We start from the raw sequence: 22,288 nt of genomic DNA on the forward strand, positions 1-22,288 counted from the left end.
CCTTTTTCGGGCGGTTGATACTTGATTACTTTACTTTGGTTTTAGTGGTTGCCCGTTTGTTTCTACGGACTTGGGGCTGTCCGTTGCGGGTTGGCTGTACCTTGTACCGCCGTGCGCGTGGGTGTCGTCATTTTACGTTTTCATTTCCATTCTTTTTTAGTTGTTATACATAGTTTCGGAAGTCGAACTCCTCGATGTTGTCGGGAATCACGAACACCTTTTCCTTTTGTTGTGTCACGGTCATGTTCACCGTGTCCACGAAAACTGCCATCGCCTTTGCAATCCTCTCGCTCATTGCTTCATCGGTCAGGCGTTCCGTTATTCTTGTGAAAAGCTCTGTCCCGTCCAGTTCCGTCATGACCTTTCCGGCGTGTCGCATTTCCTCATCGGATGGTGATTCCTTCCGTATGGTGTGTACTGCCATGTCAATATCCTCGAAGCTACTTCCCGAAGCCTGCTTTTTGTCTGGTTCTTCATCCTCCGGTTCATCTTCTCCGTACTCCAGTTCCGAGGGCGGGATGCTCGTGAAGGTTTCATCGAGTTTGTCCTCCGGTACTTGTGTCGGGCGTGAGACGGTTTCCGTGTTTCCGTCGTCAAAAGTAGCCTCTTCCTCCGACAGCTCAATGCCTTTTTCCGAAGTGGCGGCTTCTTGCGTCGGTATGGCAGCGGTTGTCCGGGTCGATGCCATCTTGAAACGGCTCTTGCCAATGATGTCCGAGGTGTCTGCGTGAGGTATTTCCTTATCCTTTCCTTGCTCTGCCACCGTACTGTCCAATGACCGCCACAGCCCGGCAATATGTCTGAAGAAACGGATGAGCTTCATGTCCATGATGCGGTCATAGAACAGCAGAAACAGAAACCACACGTTGCAAGCAACCGATACGATTAAAAACGCCTTTGTCATAATCTTACTTTTTGGGCGTTTTCAATCTGTTCCATGTACTGCTGCCCGTATTGTCGGAAATGGTCGCGGAGGATGTTATCCACAAACTTGCCGATGCTCAAACCGTTTCCCATCCGACTGGTAACGATAGCGACTTTCTCATGAATTTCTCGGCTGATGTATATACATTGCCGCGTTTTGATTTCCGATGCTTGCAGGAAAGTCGAGAGCGGTTTGTCTCTGCCTTTATCCTTGCGGAAGTCAACGTCGGTATTTTCATGCCCGTAGTCGGTTACACACTTTGCTGCACGGACAGCGGTTCTTTCACTCTTTCCTGTTTGCAGATACTCAGCCTGACGGTTCTTATTTGTTCTTTTCATACTTCTTTGTTGTTTTTGAGTGTTTATAAATTATAGGATTCCATGTGCCGTTTGAACGATTCGGCTATCTCGTCTTGGAACAGCGTGAAATGGTGTGTCAGCACGTTGTCAAGAAATGCCGCGATAGTCACTTCGTTGCCTCCGATTACATGAAGCATCTTCTGTATGCGGTCGTGGTACTCCTTGCGGATATAGACCTGCTTGCCGAGCCTTGCCGTGATATTGGAACCGCATATGAATACTGTGTCATAATCCAATTTTTCCGGCTTGCTGTTCCTGCGCCTGCGTTCCGGCTCCTCTTTGGAGTGCGAGGCGGGTGGAGAAACGGCTTCTTGTATCGCTTCTTTCGGAGGTGGGACAGGAGCGTTCCCGTCCGTGCTTCTCGCTTCCGGCGGAATGCTTGTATCGTCCAGTCGAAATGAGTTGATTACGGCTTCGCTGTCGATGTCCTCGATTCTTGTTTTCTTTGCCATGCCGTTCAGTTTTTGATGATGCCGAGAATCTCATCGACGAGTTTGTCGAGGTTGCTGCCGCGTACCAGTATTTTGTCCGCCGGAAACGCCGTGGAGCGGAATACCGCCTTGCGTTCTGCCGCCGTCTCCTTGCGGAAGCGCTTACTGTCCGGTAGATGTGTTTCCAGAATGGGCAGGGCGAACTCGGCACAGACCTTGTCGTATGCCTTGTAAAGTTCAGTCTTTTCGCGTCCGTCCACCATGTTCCACACGAGGTAAATCCCTTTGATGCCGGACTTGCCCGTGCTTATCATCTGTTCGTTGATGACAGTGGCGAACTTGATGGAACTCTCCATCACCACACGGTCGGCGATGATGGGCGTGAAGATATAGTCCATTTGGGAAATGGTCTGCACCACATCGGCATTGTTGATTGTTCCCGGCAGGTCGAAGAACACGAAATCGAGGTCGGGCTGCGCTGCCACCAGATTTTCGGCGGTCTTTACCGCATCTTCCGCACGGCTGCATCTGATGGTGTACGGGTTCTTCTTCAGTCGTTTGAGCTGCTCATACGCCAGCACCTTGTAATGCCCGTCCTCCATGACGGCTTTCATGTCACGCTTGCGCATGTCATGGATACTGTACTGCGGGAAATCGCAGTCCACCACGGCTACGTTGTAGCCTTTCACATAGTGCAGATAGCTTGCTACAAGCACTGTCAGGGTTGTCTTACCCGCTCCACCTTTCTGCGTGGAGATTGCCACATAAGTTGCTTCTTTCATTTTTTTGATAATTTATTTGGTTATACATCTGTCCGGTGGCGGTAGCGTATTGTCATTAGTACGTACGCACGCACTCCCATTCATTTATTTATTCACTCCTTAATCCGGCTGTGCCTGCGGGTATTCATCGGTTTGTCCAACCGTCCATGCTTTTATCCGTCCGCACGGACGTGTGCTTGGAAAACTATCTGAATACATACACCTGTTTTCAACCGTTTGGATTGATGCCCGGATTGCTGTCCGAACATCCGGCGGAAGGAGTGTATTTTCAGTCCCACATCCGAATCACACTGCAAATAAACAAGGATATTTTGGAACTTGTATCACTTCTCCGGCAAGTGGCAGCACGTTGCGCCGGTTGGCACTGATTGTCCGGGTCAAGCCTCTGTCGGACATCGCCTTAAGGGCGTAACTTTGCACCCGAACGGCAGGGTACGCCGCAGGTAGCGCAGCCCGGAGTTTGAAAGGAATCATCCCCAATCCGTCCCCGACGGATTTTTATGTTCACCTGAACATAGCAAGGTATGTTTTCAGCCGCTCAAAATATTTTGAGCATCCCGGAAAACGCCTTGCCCTTGCAGGGGGCGGGCTTTCCCTCCGAAGTCGGGAAGCCTTTCAAAACTGCGGTGCTGTAATCCGAAGCGGCGGCTTATGCCGTCAATCCGCTAAATCCAAAGTAATATGAAAGAGAAAAGGAAAAGCAAATCAGGGAGAAATCCCAAACTTGATCCGGCGGTGTACCGTTACACCGTCCGTTTCAATGAGGAGGAACACAACCGTTTCCTCGCCATGTTCGGAAAATCGGGTGTCTATGCACGGTCGGTTTTCCTCAAGGCGCACTTCTTCGGACAGCCGTTCAAGGTGCTTAAGGTGGACAAGACGCTGGTGGACTATTACACCAAACTGTCGGATTTTCATGCACAGTTCCGTGCCGTGGGTACGAATTACAACCAAGTCGTGAAGGAACTGAGGCTGCATTTTTCAGAGAAAAAGGCGATGGCGTTGCTCTACAAATTAGAGCAACACACCGTCGAACTCGTGAAACTGAGCCGCCGGATTGTGGAACTTTCAAGGGAAATGGAGGCGAAATGGTCGCAAAAATCAGTGTAGGAAACTCGTTGTACGGCGCGATTGCCTATAACGGGGAGAAGATTAACGAGGCGCAGGGGCGGTTGCTTACGACCAACCGCATCTACAATGACGGTTCGGGAAAGGTGGACATCAACAAGGCGATGGAGGGTTTTCTCACCTTCATGCCGCCACAGATGAAGGTGGAGAAGCCGGTGGTGCATATTTCGCTCAACCCGCATCCGGAGGATGCGTTGACCGATGCGGAATTGCAGGATATAGCCCGCGAGTATCTGGAAAAACTCGGTTTCGGCAACCAGCCTTATCTTGTTTTCAAGCACGAGGACATCGACCGCCACCACCTGCACATCGTGACGGTTCGGGTGGACGAGAACGGGAAATGTATCAGCGACAAGAACAACTACTATCGTAGCAAACAAATCACCCGTGAGCTGGAGAAGAAATACGGGCTGCACGATGCGGAGCGCAGGAACCGCCGTCTTGACACGCCGCTAAGCAAGGTGGACGCATCGGCAGGCGATGTGAAGAAACAGGTAGGCAACACCGTGAAAGCTCTGAACGGGCAGTACCGTTTCCAGACGATGGGCGAATACCGTGCGCTCCTTTCCATCTATAACCTGACGGTGGAGGAAGCGAGGGGTAACGTGCGCGGACGGGAATATCACGGGCTGGTCTATTCCGTCACGGACGGCAGGGGCAACAAGGTGGGCAACCCGTTCAAGTCCTCGCTCTTCGGGAAGTCCGCAGGCTATGAAGCCATGCAGAAGAAGTTTGTACGTTCCAGATCGGAGATTAAGGACAGGAAACTGGCAGACATGACGAAACGTACCGTTCTTTCCGTGCTGCAAGGCACTTATGACAAGGATAGGTTTGTTTCCCAACTTAAAGAGAAGGGCATCGACACCGTACTGCGCTACACGGAGGAAGGGCGCATCTACGGGGCTACCTTCATCGACCACCGCACGGGGAGTGTGCTGAACGGTTCGCGCATGGGCAAGGAGCTTTCGGCGAATGCCTTGCAGGAACACTTCACCCTGCCATACGCCGGACAACCGCCGATACCGTTATCCATCCCTATGGATGCTGCGGACAAGGCACACGGACAGACCGCATACGACCGTGAAGACGTATCGGGCGGAATGGGCTTGCTCACTCCCGAAGGTCCGGCGGTAGATGCCGAGGAAGAGGCTTTCATCCGGGCGATGAAGCGCAAAAAGAAGAAAAAGCGCAAGGGCTTGGGTTTGTAATCGGAGTATCAACAATTAAAAAATCAATGTATGTCACAACAAGAAGACGATTTGAGGGCATTGGCGAAAATCATGGATTTTCTGCGTGCCGTGAGTATCATTTTAGTGGTCATGAACGTGTACTGGTTCTGCTACGAAGCCATCCGGCTATGGGGCGTGAACATCGGTGTGGTGGACAAAATCCTTCTGAACTTCGACCGCACGGCGGGGCTGTTCCATTCCATTCTGTACACGAAACTGTTTGCCGTCCTGCTGCTTGCCCTGTCCTGTCTGGGTACGAAAGGGGTCAAGGGCGAGAAAATCACTTGGGGAAGAATATGGACGGCACTCGCCGCCGGATTCGTGCTGTTTTTCCTCAACTGGTGGATACTGGCTCTGCCGCTGCCGGTTGAAGCGGTGACGGGCTTGTATATCCTTACCATCGGCACGGGCTATGTCTGTCTTTTGATGGGCGGGCTGTGGATGAGCCGCCTGTTGAAACACAATCTGATGGAGGATGTTTTCAACAACGAGAATGAGAGTTTCATGCAGGAAACGAGGCTCATCGAAAGCGAGTATTCGGTCAATCTGCCCACACGCTTCTATTACAAAAAGCGTTGGAACAATGGCTGGATCAATGTGGTGAATCCCTTCCGTGCGTCCATCGTGTTGGGTACGCCGGGCAGCGGCAAGTCATACGCCGTGGTAAACAATTTTATCAAGCAACAGATTGAAAAGGGCTTCTCGATGTATGTATATGACTTCAAATTCAGTGACTTGTCCACCATAGCCTACAACCATTTGCTGAACCACCCGGAGGGCTACAAGGTGAAGCCGAAATTCTATGTGATCAATTTCGACGACCCGCGACGCTCACACCGTTGCAATCCCATACACCCGGATTTCATGGAGGATATTACGGACGCTTACGAGAGTGCCTACACGATAATGCTTAACCTCAATAAAACTTGGGTGCAAAAGCAGGGCGACTTCTTCGTGGAGTCACCTATCATTTTGTTTGCCAGCATTATCTGGTATCTCAAAATCTATCAGAACGGGAAGTATTGCACGTTTCCCCATGCCATCGAGTTTTTGAACCGCCGCTACGAGGATATTTTCCCGATACTGACCTCTTACCCGGAGCTGGAAAACTACCTTTCCCCGTTCATGGATGCTTGGCTCGGAGGGGCTGCGGAGCAGCTCATGGGGCAGATAGCGTCGGCGAAAATCCCGCTTTCGAGGATGATTTCCCCGCAGCTCTATTGGGTGATGTCGGACAGCGAGTTTACGCTGGACATCAACAATCCCGAAGAGCCGAAAATCCTATGCGTGGGCAACAATCCCGACCGTCAGAACATCTACGGGGCGGCTCTCGGATTGTATAACTCCCGTATCGTGAAACTCATCAACAAGAAGGGAATGCTGAAGTCATCGGTCATCATCGACGAGCTGCCCACGATATACTTCAAGGGGTTGGACAACCTTATAGCCACCGCCCGAAGCAACAAGGTTGCCGTGTGTCTGGGATTTCAGGATTTCAGCCAGCTGGTGCGCGACTACGGTGATAAGGAGGCGAAAGTGGTGATGAATACGGTCGGTAACATTTTCTCCGGGCAGGTGGTAGGTGAAACGGCAAAGACACTATCGGAACGGTTCGGTAAGGTGTTGCAGAAACGGCAGTCTATCTCCATCAACCGGCAGGATGTTTCCACCTCCATCAACACGCAGATGGATGCGCTCATTCCGCCGAGCAAGATTTCCGGTCTGACGCAGGGAATGTTTGTCGGTTCGGTGTCCGACAACTTCAACGAACGTATCGAACAGAAAATTTTTCACTGCGAGATTGTGGTGGATGCCGAGAAGGTGAAGCGGGAGGAACGTGCCTACAAGAAAATTCCGGTCATTACCGATTTCACGGACGAGGACGGCAACGACCGCATGAAAGAAACGGTGCAGGCGAACTACCGGCGTATCAAGGAAGAGGTGAAGCAGATTGTGCAGGAGGAACTGGAGCGCATCGCGGGCGATGATAACCTGAAATATCTGTTGCAGCAGAAGTAAATAAAAAAATGAAGAAAGGCTTACCATAAACCTTTCTTCATTTTTTTAGAACTTAAGCATTATCCATACTTACTAAGATTCCGTTTTCCAAAATTTTTTGCAATGGAATTTTCTTTAAGATTTCTTGATAAGTGCTATAGAAGTCATTATCAAGTCCTATATAAACAATATTGTCATGTAATTCTTCTATAACACTAATATGTGAATGCAATTTGCACTTTTTATCAGAACAATCTGATACGATACTTTTAATTCGTTCCAACTTATTTAATAAATCATCATATTGAGATAACCCTTTTGTAGTTGGTTGTATTTGATAATTAGTTTTCTTTGCCGGTTGTATATTATGTTCAGGATCTAATAATACTATGTGAAATATAGAAGAATCCCGATCAAAATAACCTACAATACGCCCCGTACTTTTTGTTATCGAAAATTGCATTATTGGAAAATCTGTCTCATTGTCCAATATTTCTTTTGGTAGCCAATCTAAATCTTTTCGTTGAATAGGAATGTTTTTAGCACTCCAATCTATTGGATGACATCTTAATGCAATACTACCTCTATTTTCTTCTAATACTTCTTGCGGTGTCATAGTACCCAAAGCACCTAATCTTTCAAGAAGCCCAATATGCCATCCCTTAGAACACTCTCCAATCTGAAAATTAGGTATCTGCTTAAAGTAAGAGAAGGAAAAAGTTATCTTCCTTCTCTTTAACTCATTTTCTTGTTCTTTGGTAACTAATGATTTGTTTCCGTATTTAGGAGAATCTGAATTAAGATTTAATAGTTTCCCATTTTTTCCCATAATACTCAATCATTAGTTCTGGAGTAATAACCTTGTCACAACGCTCATTTACATTTAAATCTCCACGTGTTTCAATCCAAGGCATCTCATTGTGGGACAATCGTTCTAATTCAGCACCGCTATATTTAAGATAATTCTCCAATATAAAGTCAATGAATTCAGCGTCTTCTGATGATAAACTCACATTGTGATTCATGCAATCATCAATATTGATTTCTGAATAGAGATATTTTGTAGAATTAAATCGATTGTAGATTTCTCGATTTACCGGACCATGAATCCATGCTTCAAACTCGCCGTCAAACATAGGTTTTTTATTGATACCATAAGACCATGCTTGAACATAATACAATAACTTCTGCAACTTTAAATTTATTAAAGACGCAAATCTATCTTCCGATTTTACTCGTAAGATAATGTAGTCTGTTATATCGTGTATTGAGTTCATCTGAATTATGACTATATCAATTTCAATGCAAAGTTAATATCTTTTTCTAATATAACAAAATAATGAATTGAATTGATGTGATTTATTCTAATGAATTTGTTTTTTATCTCCTCATACGATCCAACTCATCATCGCGCAGCATCCTCTCGTTCAATTTCTCCTGCATTCTGTCAAGGAAGTAGGTGCGGCTTTCGTTCTTCCGGCGTTTGATATCGGTGTAGAAACGGTAGCAGTCCTTCGACTCAACCCCGAATATCTTGTAAAGGAGCGGGGCAAGCTGTTTGAGCGGCATGTTGCCGTTGTTGATGCAGCCCATCTCGTCGATGCCGTAGATAAGTTCCACGAGGTCGATGGCATTGCCCGTCCATTGCAGGAGGCTGGTGGCGGTTTCTGTTGTGTTGTTGGCGGATATCAGTGGCGGCACTTGGGGCGTGGCAAGGAATTTCTGCATCTTCCTCACGAAAGACAGGGCCTTGCTGACATAGGCGGCAATCTCTCTCTTTTCTTCTGACAGGTTGCGCACGGGATGGTGCTGCAACTCGATTTCGATGTAGGCAAGCGCGATGACGGTAAGGTTCGCGTCCATGCTACCGTTACACAGTTCGATCACTTGGGTGGCAAAAGCCGTGTATGCCGTTTCCATATTGCAGTCACCGGCTTCGTTTATCAGGCGGAAAAAGTCGGTTTCCGCCAGCAAGAAATAATTCATGGTTCTGTCAATTTTGAAAATTACACTTTGTTTTCTGCGTGCGCACATGAATATAATTGGCAAAAAACGCGGCAGAAAATAAAAAATCCAACACTCAATTTTACAAAGTACTGGATTTCAGAGGTATAAAATTCAATATTTTTTCACAAGGACAAATTATCTCCGACTTAAATTGTTTGTAATCAGAACATTTATTCTATTCCTGAAAATAGAAATGTATGCTTGCCGCACATTTTGGCTATCTTGCTTTTTTATCAAGGATATAGATAATGCGACATACACCGTTGGAATAGCTTTTCAAGGAGGAAAGCGTCCAGTGTTGCTCTGGCAGAGCCGACTTAAAAAAATGTCGTCCGCTTCCGGATATGAAAGGAACGGTGTATAGTATGATTTCATCCACAGCGTGCATACGCAGTAGTCCGTTTATATAATCTGCCGTATCCAGTGTGGCTTCCGCGAGGTAACGGATGTTTGTGCCGTCTTTTCTCCATTCGTGCAGCATTGAAATGGAATAGTCCGGTGTCACACGGTAAAGGGCTTTCTTCCTGATTTCATCAAGACCGCAACGGTCAAGGCACAAATCCTGATGTGCTTTATCATATAACTCTGAAGAAAGACATCCGTCCATCGTCAGTACGGCGAGAATCTGAACTTTACCCATAATCGTTTCCTTTCGTTAGGCAAGGGTAAAAAAGTAGCGTGCAATTCACACTACCTTCAAGCGATGGCTCTGGTAAAGCCTTTACGGAGAGTACGTGAATGCACGCTATGCGTAAGCATAGCATAAGCATCACGCAATCGTCTCCGTAGTTCCAATTTACCAGATTTTCGCTTGAAACGCCTTGCGGTCTTATCCTATATGTTGGCGGCGAAAAGCTCCTGCCAATCGCCGTTTTTCTCAAATGTTATGCAAAGATAGCCAAATTCAGTGAATTACGGGCTATGATTGCTTGAATTTATATTTAAGTCCATACTCTTCAAGTTTGCTGTATAGTGTTGTCCTGCCTATGCCGAGCAGTTCTGCGGCGACACTCCGGTTGCCGTTTGCCTGTTTCAACGCACGCAATATCCGCTCCTTATCCTCCGCGTCATTGCGCAAGGCGAAGCTGACAGTAGAGGTCGGTTTCGTCACGGCAAGTTCCAGATGCTCTTTCATGACAACACCTTCCTGCGCCTGCAATACAGCACCCATAACTTTCTGCCGAAGTTCCCGCACGTTGCCCGGCCATGCGTGTGTCAGCAACGCTTTACGTGCTTCGGAACTGAACCCGCTCACGCTACACTCCAGCTCTCTGTTTGCCATATCACGGAAGAACTCTGCCAGCGGCATGATGTCTTCCTGACAGTCACGCAACGGAGGAACGGTTATCCCGAAGTCGTGCAGGCGGTACAGAAGATCCTGCCGAAAACGCTTTTCATTCACCGCTACTTCCAAATCTTCATTGGTAGCAGCGATGATGCGGACATTGAAATTCCGGTCTGCCTTGTCTCCGACCGGGCGATACCGCCTCTCCTGTATGGCGCGGAGCAACATCTGTTGGGTTTCCAACGCGAGGTTTCCTACCTCGTCCAGAAAAAGCGTGCCGCCTTCCGCCTCATGGAAATATCCTTTCTTGGCATTGTCCGCACCTGTAAACGCTCCCTTGACGTGTCCGAAGAAAGCCGACGGTGCAAGCTCTTTGGAGAGTGAACCGCAGTCCACCGCCACAAATGGCTTGCCTGCACGTTTGCTCTTGTCATGCAACAGATGGGCAATATGCTCCTTACCCGTGCCGTTCTCACCAAATATCATCACGCTCATGTCGGTGGCGGCTACCAGCCTTATCCGGTGCATGATTTTCTGAAAAGCGGAACCTTCACGGGCGAATACAGGCATACGGCGTTGTCCTGCCTGACGTTCTTTCAGTATGGAACGGATCAGGGGGACAAGTTTATCCTCCACAAGCTGTTTGGGAATATAGTCTATCGAGCCGAGTTTCATGCTTTCCACGGCGGTATTAACTTCGGCGTAGTCGGTCATAATGATGAAGGGCTGCATCTTTCCCTCCTTTCGCATCCAGCACAAAAGGTCTATGCCACTGCCGTCAGGCAGACGCAGGTCGGCAACCACGATATCATTATCTGTTGCCTGTTGCAGATGTTTCTTCGCGGTTGAGAGGTGGTAAGCCTTCATATTGCGGTAGCCCTCCCGTGACAGCATATTGCAGACATATTCGCAATACACGATGTTGTCTTCCACCACAATTATTTTTGTCTTATCCATCTTCGTATTTTCTCCTTTCCTCTTCTGCCAACCGTATTATTTCCACTCCCTTATCCAGCACAGCAGTCACGGCATGGCTTAACGCTTCACCATCCGGGAGAGCATCGCCACGAAGCAATCCGTAAAGTACATTCAGCGGTTGGTCGGCACGGAGCACCTCCCACGAACTGCGCAGGTGGTGGATCAGGGAATCCAGCTTTTGCAGGTCTTTTTCTTTTGCTGCATCCCGTACCGCCTGCATTTCCTTTTCTGTTTCAGTTATCAACTTTTCCAGCATGACGGCTTCATTGCCATAGGACAATAAGGCGGAAAAGTCCGGTTTCCCGTCCGGTGTCGCTTTTATGGCACACCTGTCGGAAACCTCCATCAGTTCCGATATGGAGAACGGCTTGAACAGGCATCCGGCAAAGCCTTTTGCCAATAGTTCCCCTTTGTTACAACTGCCCGAAGCGGTTGCCACAACCACCGGGATTGTTGGTGAATTGCCCACGTTGGACGAACGCAACAGTTCCAGCAATTCGAAACCGTTTATACCAGGCATATTCAAGTCTGTCAGCAACAGGCTGTATTCTTTCTGGCGTATCATTTCCATCAGTGCCGCAGCATCGGTGCAAGTGTCGCAGTGTATTCCTTCTTGGGAATACATCTCTTTCAGCATTAGAAGTAATACCTCATCATTGTCAATGGCGACAACATCATGGAATTTATTGTTATGATAAACAGGTGTATTGCTTGTATATCCAAGCTGTTCTTCAGCTTCCTGCATAGAAATTTCAACTGTGAAACGACTGCCTTTCCCTTTCTTGCTGTCCAAACGGATTGTTCCGCCAAGCATCGACACAATATTACGCATTATGGCAAGCCCAAGCCCGAAACCCTCCTTTGCAGCGGCATTTGATAGACGTTCAAACGCACCGAACGCTTGTTTCTGTTCCTCTTCTGTCATGCCTGTACCTGTATCTTCAATGACCAGTGTCAGAACTCCATTATCATATTCAGTAATCAAAGAAACACCGCCTTCTTCTGTGAACTTGACAGCGTTTGACAGCAGGTTATTCCCGATTTGTATTATTCGCTCTTTGTCGGTCAATACAATGGCATCGTGTCCAGTCTTCACGGACAAGGACAACCCTTTGTTCACGGCAACAGGCATGAACTCCGTTTCAAGTGTGTGCGTGATTGCAGAAATCCGGCAGGGTGACAGACGGGGCTGTTCCTTGCCGTTGTCCAGGCGGAAGAAGTCAAGCAAAGTGTTGAGCATATCCCGCATACGGTCGGAGGATTGCAGTATATTTTGGATATATTGCCCATTATTACCGCTATTGCATTCTTTCCGCAAAAGTTCGGTATAGCCGGTTATTGCCGTCAGTGGTGTACGCAACTCATGGGTAATAGTATATACCGCTTTCTTTCGGGAGGTTATGAGTATCTCATTTTGTTGCACGGACTGTTCCAATTGCTCGATCAAATCCGTTGTCTTGCGTTTGTATCGTTTAATGTTCTTTGCATCACGGTGTATGATGATATAGGAAATGACCAACAGCAAAAGAACAAATCCCATCAAGCCGCCTATCTGCATAAATGATTTTTTACGCATGGCTGTTATCTCGCTTTCTCTATTTTGTAAATCAGATTGCACCTTCTTTTCGATTTGGCAAATCAATCCTTGCAGTTGTCTGTTAAGTTCTGCATTACGGGCAGCAAGACTATCGGCTTGTTCTGACAATCGACGGCTCTGCGCATTCTGTTCGTTGACCATGTTTCTATTGGATGAACGGAGCGTAGTCGTTGTTGTCGTTGGCTTCGTTCCCTCTTTTTTGCCGAAGATGCTCAAGAAACCTTTTCGTTTTGGCTTTTTGGACTGTTCCTGCACACTTTTCTGCACAATAACCGGAATTTGATTGGCTATCTTCTTGTTAATAGATTGTTGTTCATCCATTAACCGGACTATCTGGAACATCTGTCGTTCCTTATCCTCTAAAAGACTGCGCACACTATCGATGCGCTCTGCTGGATAGGTGGCCTTGAAACGGCAAAGCATACTGTCCATTGCCATACGCCGTGCATGGTAATGCTCGATATCTTTATCGTTCCATTCCAGTATTGTTTCACCCAATAGAGAAAATTTTATCATTTGAATATTGATATTGTTTATTTCTTTTCGGAGCTCGTCTATTTTTTTATTGCCAAGTTCTAATGCTTCTATCTCCTGCCATTCATAGAGGCTATTATATGCCATACATCCGATAAGAATGGAGATAAGTATATATCCCAACTGTATTGCCTTATAGAAATTTCCTGACCGCTCCATTATTTTGATGACATTGATTTTTGGAACATGAATAAAAGTTTATCTTTTTCGTTCATGCGGATATTATCAGAATAACCGCCTTTTGTTATTTGATACCCGCATGGCTTAACCATAAAAATGCCTAAGCCCTTAGTGTATGAACTTACTTCTGATGCATAGTCTTTACTTGTATTTAATGGAACTTTCCCTTTAATATGACACCACTCATTATTGCAACTGATGTCTTCAATCTCAGACATCATTTTTTGCAAATCTGTAATAGCTTTGGAACTTGCCGCTTGGGGTATCTGCAACTCAAAATAGAGCATCGGTTCGAGAATGTCCACACCTGACTGTTGCAAGGCCAGCCTGAAGACATAAGGGGTCAGCTGTCTGAAATCAGCAGGTGTACTTACCGGGCTATAATACTCGGCTTGAGTAAAAGTTACTTTCAGATCAGTCACTTCCCATCCATGTAACCCGGATTGGCAAGACATACGAATCCCTTCAAAAACGGCATTTTGAAAAGAATGGTTCAGATAACCATAGGAGATGTCACTTTCGATTTGCAACCCTGTCCCTAACGGTAAGGGTTCAAGAGTCAGCCCTATTGTGGCCCAATAAGGGTTGGGCGGCACTTCGATCTGAATAATCTTATTGACCTTTTTTACAGGTCGTTCTTTGTATATAGTCTTGATCTCATCAAAATGGACCTTTACGGAAAATCGTTCTTCCAGCAATGTCTGTATGATTTCCTTTTGGGTTAAACCATATAACGAGATTTCCAATTCATCACTATATGAGTTTATGGAAAAGGACAAAGACGGGTCTTCAATCCACAATGTATTCAGAGCGGATATCACCTTGCTTCTCTCTTCGGGCCTGTCTGGCCGGACGGAGGATTTGAGAGCGGGATGCTGATGCGATAATCCTTGAATCAAACAAGGTTCAGCACCTAAATAATTTCCGATTCGAAAATCATCCATATCCTCTACAATCGCGATATCATTGGCGCCCACTTCATCAACATTTATCTCTCTGCCCTGATTGATAGTTTTTAGATTTTTAATCTTGATGAATTTTTCCGAATCGTTGATTCTTACAACGTCTCGAAGTCTCAGACTTCCGTCAATTATTTTTAGAAAACTTCTTTTATGTCCTTTGGGGTCATGCTCTATCTTATAAAGATAAGATGAAAGTCTGTTTGAGACCGATGCCGGAGGAAGTATAAAAGAAGTGATGGCGTCCAACAACTCATTGATACCGATATTGAACATTGCTGATCCATGTAGCACCGGATAGACTTTGGCTTTTGCCACAAGAGCGATTATCGTATTCCAATAATCAGCCGGTGAAATTTCGCTATCCGCCAAATATCGTTCTAATATATTGTCGTCATGGTTGCATACAAATTCTTTGTATTCTTCCTTTATATATGTTTGGGAGCAAACCGGATAAACCGATCCATCGACAACATTTTGCATAAACAGGACATCTTGAGACAGATTTGCTTTTATATCCAGATACAAACGCTCCAAATTCACACCGGCTCGGTCAATCTTATTGATAAATATAATTGTCGGGATTTGCAGCTTCTGTAAAGTATTGAACAGCAACTTTGTCTGCGCTTGTATGCCTTCCTTTGCGGATAAGATGAGGACTGCTCCATCAAGCATTTTGAATGTCCGCTCCACTTCCGCAATAAAATCCATGTGTCCCGGAGTGTCAATGATATTGCATTTCACACCATTCCAGATAATAGATGTCGTAGAAGCCCGAACAGTAATTCCTCTACGTTTCTCTATATCCATAGAGTCCGTTATGGTGTCACCATTATCCACACAGCCGCACTTTTCCGTTGCTCCACTGGCAAACAGCAGATTCTCGGTTACGGAAGTTTTTCCTGCATCAATGTGAGCAAGAATTCCTAAATTTATAATATTCATTTGGATTAAGCAATAATATACTACAATAGATGCATTGTCGAAACGCACCTTTTAATACCTCCTCGTAGCATATGAGAACTACAGGATTCCTAACTCGTATTAATATGTATATTATTACTGCCGCATAACGATTACAAAATTACACAAAAAAATATATCTAACAAAAGTAGGAGGATTTTTTAACTTTTTACCATAGACATTTTATTAGGGAAACGTAGGTTCAACTGGTAAGTACAAATAAGTAGAAATGTTTGAACAACACTGTTTTAGGAAGTTGAAAAATCAAGTTTCTCTCTCGGTATAGCGTTTATTTTGGCCAATATCTTCTTTAGTTTGGCATTTGAGTATTTCCCATTCGTGTTCTATTTAGCTCCTTATTATGAGTATGTAGCAAGTTGCTTATCAAATTCAGCCTCTTTGAGGGTCAAATATGGTTTTGCAAATGGTGACTGACAAGACATAAACAAGGTCAGCAGGATTTTTTACATAAATGGACATGAATGTATATAACCTAAAATAAGAATAAATTTTAATAAGGGCTGCCCAAAAAGAAAAAAATGCAGTTGCCATCCTACAGATACTTGCAGAAAGGATAAAATTTACTTTTAGACCTTTTGGGATAGCCCTTATTAATACTTCAGATAAAATTCCTAAGGTTATATTTTCAATCCTTTGAACCGGGTTTCCTCCTTGGCATACAGTCCCGGACGCCCGATTATGACATGGTTGGCAACGATACTATCCGCCGGACTGCGTATCTGCGGCGGTGCATTTTCGGGATATTGCGCCTGCCTGTTCCTCACATCTTCCGCTTCCGGCTTGACCTGTTGCCCTTCTTTCTCCTTTTCGGCGACTTCGGGCGTGGGCGGCGCAAGTTCCAGCTGTATTTTTCGGTCAAGGGCGGCAAGTTCGGATTTCAGCTGCTTCAGCTCGTCCTCCTTCTTCCACACCTTGCCCGCTATCTCCTGCAACTGCGGTATCTCCCTCTCCAGCACCTCGTTCTTCGCCTTGTACTGGTCGATAATGGAGGGTATCCTCTCCATCGCGTTCAGGAAGTTTCGGGCGGCAGCCATCGGATCAGCCATTGCCAGATGTCCGTTGTTATAGGTGTACTTGTAGTTCCCCTCTACCACGAAGCGGTTGTCGGTAAACTCCAATCCCTCTTTGAGTATCCTCTCGCTCACCACCTTTATCGGAAAACCGTACAGTTCTCCGACCTGTGTGTAAAGCCCGCCCGTAGTGGCGTTTTTCGCTATCTCCTGCAAACGCTTTCCGATAACCTTCTCATCGGCGGAATCCACACCGTCCACCTTTATTATATTAAGGCGGTTGCCCTCCCTGTCGGTCTGCGCCACCGAAAGGAAGCGGTTCCAGTCCTCCGTCATGGCATCTATGAAAGCCGTGTTGTTACGCAACTCGCCCGTCTTCGACTCTAACTTGAACTCCGAATCACGCTTGCCCTTGTTAAACGACTTGCGTTCCCCTTCGAGCGAGGCGATGCGCTTTTCAAGTTTCGCCTTGTCCAGCAGGTCGGTGTTGCCGGATAGCAACGCCATATATTCCGAAAAGTTCATGCCCGATTTCTCGTCCACTGCCCCCTCGTCGATGGTACGCGCCCCCATAGCACCGCTTTTGAGCTGGCTGATGAAAGTCTGCTTGCAGTGCAGGAGGTTGAACTTGTAGCTGTCCAGTGACTTCTCCACCGCGTAGATGATTACGTCCACGTTGTTCCCGGCGAAATGCTTGGCAATTTCGTTTCCGGCTCTAACTCCGCGTCCGTCACGCTGTTGCAGGTCGGACGGTCGCCACGGCGTATCGAGATGATGAATTGCCACACACCTTTTCTGTGCGTTCACACCCGTTCCGAGCATGGAGGTGGAGCCGAACAGAACACGCACCGTTCCGGCATTCATGGCGTCTATCACCGCCTTCCGAGCCTTGTCGGTCTTGCACTCCTGAATGAAGCGCACCTCGCTTGGCGGTATGCCGTAATCCTCCGTCAGCTTGCGCTTGATTTCCGAATAGACGTTCCACCCGTCGCCCGGCTGATATGTCCCCAAGTCCGAGAAAACGAACTGCGTGCCTTTCTGCGCGTCGTATTTTTGGTAATACTCCGCGATCATCTTGGCACAGTGGCTCGCCTTGTTATCGGGGTGGTCTTCATAATGCGGGTCTATCATGCGCATGTCGAGTGCCATCTTGCGGGCGTAGTCGGTGGCGATAAGCATCTTCGCCTTTTCCTCCGTTTCCGAAAGCGGCAGCCTGCCCAGAAGTGTGGCATCGCCAGTCTTGGCGAACTGCATCAGCTTCTGTATGAAGTCCTCCTGCTCCGGCGTGGGCGGTATGTGGTGCAGTATCTCATTCTTGTTGGGACGATCTACGCCCACGTCCTCTGCCGTGCGGTAGTCCGTGATTTCATTATAGAAGGCGGCAAGTTCCGGCACCTTGATGAAGTAGCGGAAACGCTCCTTTTGAACCACGTTGTTCGTCACGTTAAATTCAAAATCCGTCGTCTTCTTGGCGAATATCGCCGCCCAAGCGTCGAAACATCGGATGTCCTGCCGTTCCAGCTCCTTCGGACGCAAATACTTGAACAGCAGATACAACTCCGTCAGCGAGTTGCTGATGGTAGTACCCGAAAGGAAGGTCGCTCCCAAGTCTCTGCCCGTGCGCTCCTGTATGGTGCGTATGGCAAAGAGCATGTTCAGTGCCTTCTGGCTTCCCTCGCTGTTGCCCAGTCCCGCCACACGGTCATGGCGCGTGTTGAACGTCAGATTTTTGAACTGGTGGCTCTCATCTATGAAGATGTGGTCGATGCCCATCTGCTTGAAATCCACCACGTCGTCCGTGCGTGACTTTATGGCATGTTCCACCTTCTCCAGCTTCGCTTCAAGGTTGTGTTTGCGCTTCTCCAGACCTTTCAGCATAGCCCGCGACACGTTCTTTCCCTGCTGCCGCAGCACTTCGAGGTTTTCCTCCACCGTGTCAAGCTCCGCTTGCAGGATGCGCTGCTGCAACTCCGGCGACTGCGGTATCTTGCCGAACTGGTCGTGCGACATGATGACACAATCGTAGTCGTTGTTCTTTATATTATTGAAGAAGCGCACACGGTTGGCGGTCGAAAAGTCCTTCTCCGAAGCGTACAGAATACGTGCGTTGGGATATGCCGCCTGATAGGTGGCGGCAATCTCCGCAACGTTGGCTTTCAGCCCGATAATCATCGGCTTATGTGCCAATTTCAGACGCTTCATCTCATGCGCGGCGATGCACATTATCAGCGTCTTGCCGGTTCCCACCTCGTGGTCGCAAATTCCGCCGCCGTTCTGTTTCAGCATCCAGACGCAATCCATCTGCGAGGGATAGACGCTCTTGATACCCCGGCTTGCCAAGCCTTTCAGATTGAGGTCGGGGAAGGTCTGGTGCGAGCCGTCATACTTCGGGCGCACGAAACAGTTGAACTTGCGGTTATACATTGTCGTCAGCCGTTCCTTGAACTGCGGCGACTGTTCTTCGAGCCATTCGGAGAAACCGTTGCGGATTTCATCAATCTTGGCGTTGGCGAGCTGTATGCCCTCGCTGTCGCGCACCTTGATGTCGTTGCCATGCTCGTCCTTGCCGATGGACTTCATCATGTCGGGGCAGGTGTTGTGCAGGGCGTGTTTCAAGAGGTGCATACCGTCATAGTTCCGGTAATACCCCTTTACCAGAAACTCGTCCGTGATTTTCATGGTGCGGTAGCCGCACGCAACCGAAAACTCGTCCATGCTTGCGGAATAGGCGATTTTCACCTCCGTGTCGAACAGCCGGCTCATGTAGGCGGCATAGACACCCGTCGGAATCCAGCGTTCCCCGAAATTGAAGTCCAGATCCTCGAAGGCGATACGCGGCGGTTCGGCATCTTTCAGAGCCTCCAACGCCTGTTTCACTTCCGGCATACGCTCACTTTCGGGGTTTTCGCCCATCCAAGCCTCTATGCGTTCCGCCTTCTCTATCACGTTCCCGGCTATGAAGCGGTCTTTGATTTCGTAACCGGTCACGAGCGGATTGTAATAGATGCGTCCTTGCAGGGCTGTGAGCAACTCCTCCGCCGTGCTGTCGGTTATCTCCCGCATATAGTCGAGATTGACCGTGCCATATTTGTTGAGCGACGCGGACAGGGCTTCTTCGGGAGAGCCTACGTTGGCATGGCTCTCCACGGAGAAGGAAACGGGATGCTCGAAGATGTCCGCCTTGACGAACTTTCCGTTCTCCACCCGTTCCAGCGAAAGGATGTCACGCCCGCCCGCGTCCATCATCACTAACTTCACGTTCTGCTTGGCGTTGAGGTTGCCGTAGCGCATGACAAACTCATCGTAACAGGTATTCAGATGCTCTCGCCACGGAACATTTGCCTCGCGCCGGAGCGATTCATAACGGTACAGACGCTCGTAGGCGTCACGCAGCGACACATACAACAACGCCTTTTCCTTCTGGTATCCTTTCAGGTCGAGCGGCTGGAATGTAGCCCCGTATGGCGTGATGTCCTTCAGATAGCCGATGTTATGACGCCCCCGGTCAGCCACCAGCGAGCCTTCGCGCAGGTGCATCTCCGGCGTGCGATGGTAGGCACGCGGCGTAAGGTCCGCGACTTCCTCCTTCGGCTTTTCCGGTTCGATGTCGGGAAAAAGGGAAGTAGCCACCGTTTCCGGTGGAGCATCGGTAACAGCAGGTGCGGCGACTGCTTCCGGCTGTGTTTCCTCCTGCCGGGGTTGTTCACGTGGTACTTCCGGCGTGATCGTCGCAACCGTTCTGTTTTCATGTTTTTCATTATGCTGCCTTGCCAGCTCCCGAAGTTCCTTCCTGCGCTCCGGCGTGAGTTCCATCATCATCTCGTAGAAGCCGTTGATGGGAGGATTGGTTTCCCAGTCCAGCTTTGCATAGATGTCGTCCGGGTCGGCAGGCTTGGCGGTGTTCTCCGCTTTCACCTCCTTATTCTCCATAGCGGGTTTTGCAGTTGGAGCTGTCGGTGTAACCGTGACTTTCGGTTTGGGCGGAGTGGACTTTGCCGTAACTGCCTTTTTCACCGTCTTTTTCTTTTTGGAGGTTTTCGGTTGGCTGACCTCTTCCGTCATCCCCCAGAGGTTGAGCAAGGAGAGCTGCACCCCGTCAGAATATTTCGGACGTGGCTCTATCTCCGGTTTTTCCTCAACGGGTTGCGGTTTTTCCGTCGGAGTTTCCACCGTCTGCGCCGAAGATACCGTTTCCAATTTTATAGCAGGACGCTCCGCCTCCTTTTGAACGGTAACCTTTTCTTCCGTTCCCGACTGCCAGATTGTTCCCGAATACAGACGCATGGCGAGCCTGTAATGGAAATCCTCGTTGAGCATCCGGCGCAAGTCCCCGGCGATACCTGCGGTCTTGCCCTCGTGCAGATAAACCATAGCGGGCTTCCCGTAGGGGTCAGTGTCAAGTTTCGACGTCGTATGCACGATGCGTTCCGGGTGGTGGATGAAATAGGCGTTGTCGGTCAGGTCGGTTTTCGTGTCCGTCTGTATCACGGTCATCAGCCGCTCGTCCTGCGACATTTCCTTCTTGCTGAGGTTCTTTTGCAGGACAATCAGGTCGCTGCCCACCTCCGTCCCCGCGTTGTCCGTGAACAGGTTGTTGGGCAGGCGTATCGCGGATACCAGATTGGCCTGACTGAACAGCTCGTTACGCACGGAGGTCTTGGTGCTATTCAATACCCCTTGCGAGGTGATGAACGCCACGATACCGCCGTCACGCACGGCATCCAGTCCTTTGAGAAAGAAATAGTTGTGGATGGTTTTCTGGGCGGAGCGTCTGCCGAAAGAGTCGCTCCGCTGAAACTCCGCGTCGAACACGGCAATGTCACCGAACGGAATGTTGGACACCGCCAAGTCGAAATAATTGTTGAACGGTCTTTCGATTTTCTCAAAACCGCAGGTGCGCATTTTCTGGTCGGGATAGAGATGCCTCAAGATTGTACCCGTGAGCAGATCCTTCTCGAAAGCCATCACATCCGCATTGGGGCTGTGCCGTAGCATGGAATCCACGAACACGCCGACACCTGCCGACGGTTCGAGCATACGGGCGGGGCGGACGCTGTAATCTGCCAGCACGTCCGCGATGGTGTCGGTTATCTCTTTGGGGGTGTAGAAAGCGGTCAGCACGGACGCTTTCAGCGAATCCACAAACCGCTTGTACTCTGTTTCGTCCTTGCTGTTCTCACGGATAAGCCTGTGCAGCTCCACCGTCGGGGCGAACAGTTCGAGGTCGGATTTCGCCCACCGGACGGCATCCGTCAGTTCCTTTGCAGGGTTGAGGATACATTTCAGACCGCCGAAACCGCAGTACCTTTGAAGTATGGCACGCTCTTCGGTTGTCGCTGTCCTGTTTTCCCTGTCAAGGATGAATGCCGTCCGTATCGCCTCGATGTTGTCCCGCAGTTTCTGTTTGCGGTTAAACGCCATATTCGTCTAAGTAAAGGACGGTTGCTCCCGTCAGCTCCGTGTAGAGCAGGTCGTAATCGGAAGACAGGGCGAAATTGTCATCCGAGAGGTCATAGACGGAGAACACGTTGCCGACAAGCGGCAGCAGTTTCAGGACAAAGGCTTCACGCTTCTCTTCCGGCACTTCATCGGCAAACTCGTTTTCCACGACTTCGCGGAGGATGGCGTAACGGGAATAATGCAGCCCGCGCAGCAGCGTGTCCATCGCCAGTTCCTGCGCACCATCGGCGGGATAGCCTTCAAGCCGTGCCCTCTCATACGTTTCGGCGGCACGGTCGGCCCGTTCCCGTATGAAAGCGGTGTCGTCAGCCTGTTCAAACTTGTTCGTGCGGAGATAGTCCAGCAGGTACAGACCGTAATAGGAAAAGTCGGTCTGACCCTCGTTTTTCTTCTTGTTGTTCATTACTTTGGATTTAGCGGATTGATAATTAACGGGATAATC

The 22,288-nt window shown here is 48.5% G+C and carries 17 protein-coding genes; 4 read left to right on the forward strand and 13 right to left on the reverse strand.

The window, feature by feature from the left end:
- Positions 1-163 precede the first annotated feature (163 nt).
- Genes CS948_RS00740 through CS948_RS00755 form a run of 4 tightly spaced genes read right to left on the reverse strand, consistent with a single transcriptional unit; the run spans position 164 to position 2,497 of the window.
- The gene (locus tag CS948_RS00740) at positions 164-904 is read right to left on the reverse strand and encodes a hypothetical protein (RefSeq protein WP_032595736.1); all 741 of its coding nucleotides are present in this window, start codon (positions 902-904) and stop codon (positions 164-166) included.
- Positions 901-1,290, reverse strand: coding sequence for a DUF3408 domain-containing protein (locus CS948_RS00745; RefSeq protein ID WP_299338276.1), 390 nt, complete (start codon positions 1,288-1,290; stop codon positions 901-903). The genes CS948_RS00740 and CS948_RS00745 overlap by 4 nt, the downstream gene beginning before the upstream one ends.
- Positions 1,287-1,736 (reverse strand): DUF3408 domain-containing protein, encoded by a 450-nt coding sequence (locus tag CS948_RS00750; protein WP_004311202.1) that lies wholly within the window; start codon positions 1,734-1,736, stop codon positions 1,287-1,289. The genes CS948_RS00745 and CS948_RS00750 overlap by 4 nt, the downstream gene beginning before the upstream one ends.
- Positions 1,737-1,741: 5 nt before the next feature.
- Positions 1,742-2,497, reverse strand: coding sequence for a ParA family protein (locus CS948_RS00755; RefSeq protein WP_005643916.1), 756 nt, complete (start codon positions 2,495-2,497; stop codon positions 1,742-1,744).
- A gap of 146 nt (positions 2,498-2,643) precedes the next feature.
- Between CS948_RS00755 and CS948_RS21515 the strand changes: the two genes are divergently transcribed.
- The 4 genes from CS948_RS21515 to mobC all read left to right on the forward strand — a co-directional run bounded on the left by CS948_RS21515 (position 2,644) and on the right by mobC (position 6,873).
- The gene (locus CS948_RS21515) at positions 2,644-2,865 is read left to right on the forward strand and encodes a hypothetical protein (protein WP_032595732.1); all 222 of its coding nucleotides are present in this window, start codon (positions 2,644-2,646) and stop codon (positions 2,863-2,865) included.
- Between the two features lie 313 nt (positions 2,866-3,178).
- Complete coding sequence (gene mobA / locus CS948_RS00770; protein WP_004291488.1) at positions 3,179-3,607, forward strand: conjugal transfer protein MobA; 429 nt, start codon at positions 3,179-3,181, stop codon at positions 3,605-3,607.
- Positions 3,586-4,833: a conjugal transfer protein MobB gene (gene mobB, locus CS948_RS00775; RefSeq protein WP_004348454.1), complete on the forward strand. Its 1,248-nt coding sequence runs from the start codon at positions 3,586-3,588 to the stop codon at positions 4,831-4,833. The genes mobA and mobB overlap by 22 nt, the downstream gene beginning before the upstream one ends.
- Positions 4,834-4,863: 30 nt before the next feature.
- A complete protein-coding gene (gene mobC / locus CS948_RS00780) occupies positions 4,864-6,873 on the forward strand; it encodes a conjugal transfer protein MobC (RefSeq protein WP_004348455.1) in 2,010 nt (669 codons plus the stop codon).
- 52 nt (positions 6,874-6,925) lie between these two features.
- On the opposite strand, the gene CS948_RS00785 is transcribed toward mobC, so the two are convergent.
- The 9 genes from CS948_RS00785 to CS948_RS00825 form a co-directional block, all read right to left on the reverse strand.
- Positions 6,926-7,681, reverse strand: coding sequence for a hypothetical protein (locus CS948_RS00785; RefSeq protein ID WP_004293874.1), 756 nt, complete (start codon positions 7,679-7,681; stop codon positions 6,926-6,928).
- Positions 7,650-8,129, reverse strand: a complete 480-nt coding sequence (locus CS948_RS00790) for a Panacea domain-containing protein (protein WP_004293873.1) — start codon at positions 8,127-8,129, stop codon at positions 7,650-7,652. The genes CS948_RS00785 and CS948_RS00790 overlap by 32 nt, the downstream gene beginning before the upstream one ends.
- A 103-nt stretch (positions 8,130-8,232) precedes the next feature.
- Positions 8,233-8,838 carry an RteC domain-containing protein gene (locus tag CS948_RS00795; protein WP_004293872.1) on the reverse strand — a complete coding sequence of 202 codons (606 nt, stop codon included), beginning with the start codon at positions 8,836-8,838 and terminating at the stop codon, positions 8,233-8,235.
- Positions 8,839-9,076: 238 nt separating this feature from the next.
- Positions 9,077-9,499, reverse strand: coding sequence for a dihydrofolate reductase family protein (locus CS948_RS00800; protein WP_004293871.1), 423 nt, complete (start codon positions 9,497-9,499; stop codon positions 9,077-9,079).
- A 279-nt stretch (positions 9,500-9,778) separates the two neighbouring features.
- Positions 9,779-11,101: a sigma-54 dependent transcriptional regulator gene (locus CS948_RS00805; RefSeq protein WP_004293870.1), complete on the reverse strand. Its 1,323-nt coding sequence runs from the start codon at positions 11,099-11,101 to the stop codon at positions 9,779-9,781.
- The gene (locus tag CS948_RS00810; RefSeq protein WP_004348456.1) at positions 11,094-13,412 is read right to left on the reverse strand and encodes an ATP-binding protein; all 2,319 of its coding nucleotides are present in this window, start codon (positions 13,410-13,412) and stop codon (positions 11,094-11,096) included. The genes CS948_RS00805 and CS948_RS00810 overlap by 8 nt, the downstream gene beginning before the upstream one ends.
- A complete protein-coding gene (gene tet(Q), locus CS948_RS00815; RefSeq protein ID WP_004293868.1) occupies positions 13,412-15,337 on the reverse strand; it encodes a tetracycline resistance ribosomal protection protein Tet(Q) in 1,926 nt (641 codons plus the stop codon). Before tet(Q) ends, CS948_RS00810 begins: the two co-directional genes overlap by 1 nt.
- Positions 15,338-15,993: 656 nt before the next feature.
- Positions 15,994-21,807: an N-6 DNA methylase gene (locus CS948_RS00820; RefSeq protein WP_005790817.1), complete on the reverse strand. Its 5,814-nt coding sequence runs from the start codon at positions 21,805-21,807 to the stop codon at positions 15,994-15,996.
- The gene (locus tag CS948_RS00825; protein WP_004304266.1) at positions 21,797-22,249 is read right to left on the reverse strand and encodes a DUF1896 domain-containing protein; all 453 of its coding nucleotides are present in this window, start codon (positions 22,247-22,249) and stop codon (positions 21,797-21,799) included. The genes CS948_RS00820 and CS948_RS00825 overlap by 11 nt, the downstream gene beginning before the upstream one ends.
- Between the last annotated feature and the right edge of the window lie 39 nt (positions 22,250-22,288).

Source organism: Butyricimonas sp. Marseille-P3923 (assembly GCF_900184685.1).
Classification (GTDB): domain Bacteria; phylum Bacteroidota; class Bacteroidia; order Bacteroidales; family Marinifilaceae; genus Butyricimonas; species Butyricimonas muris.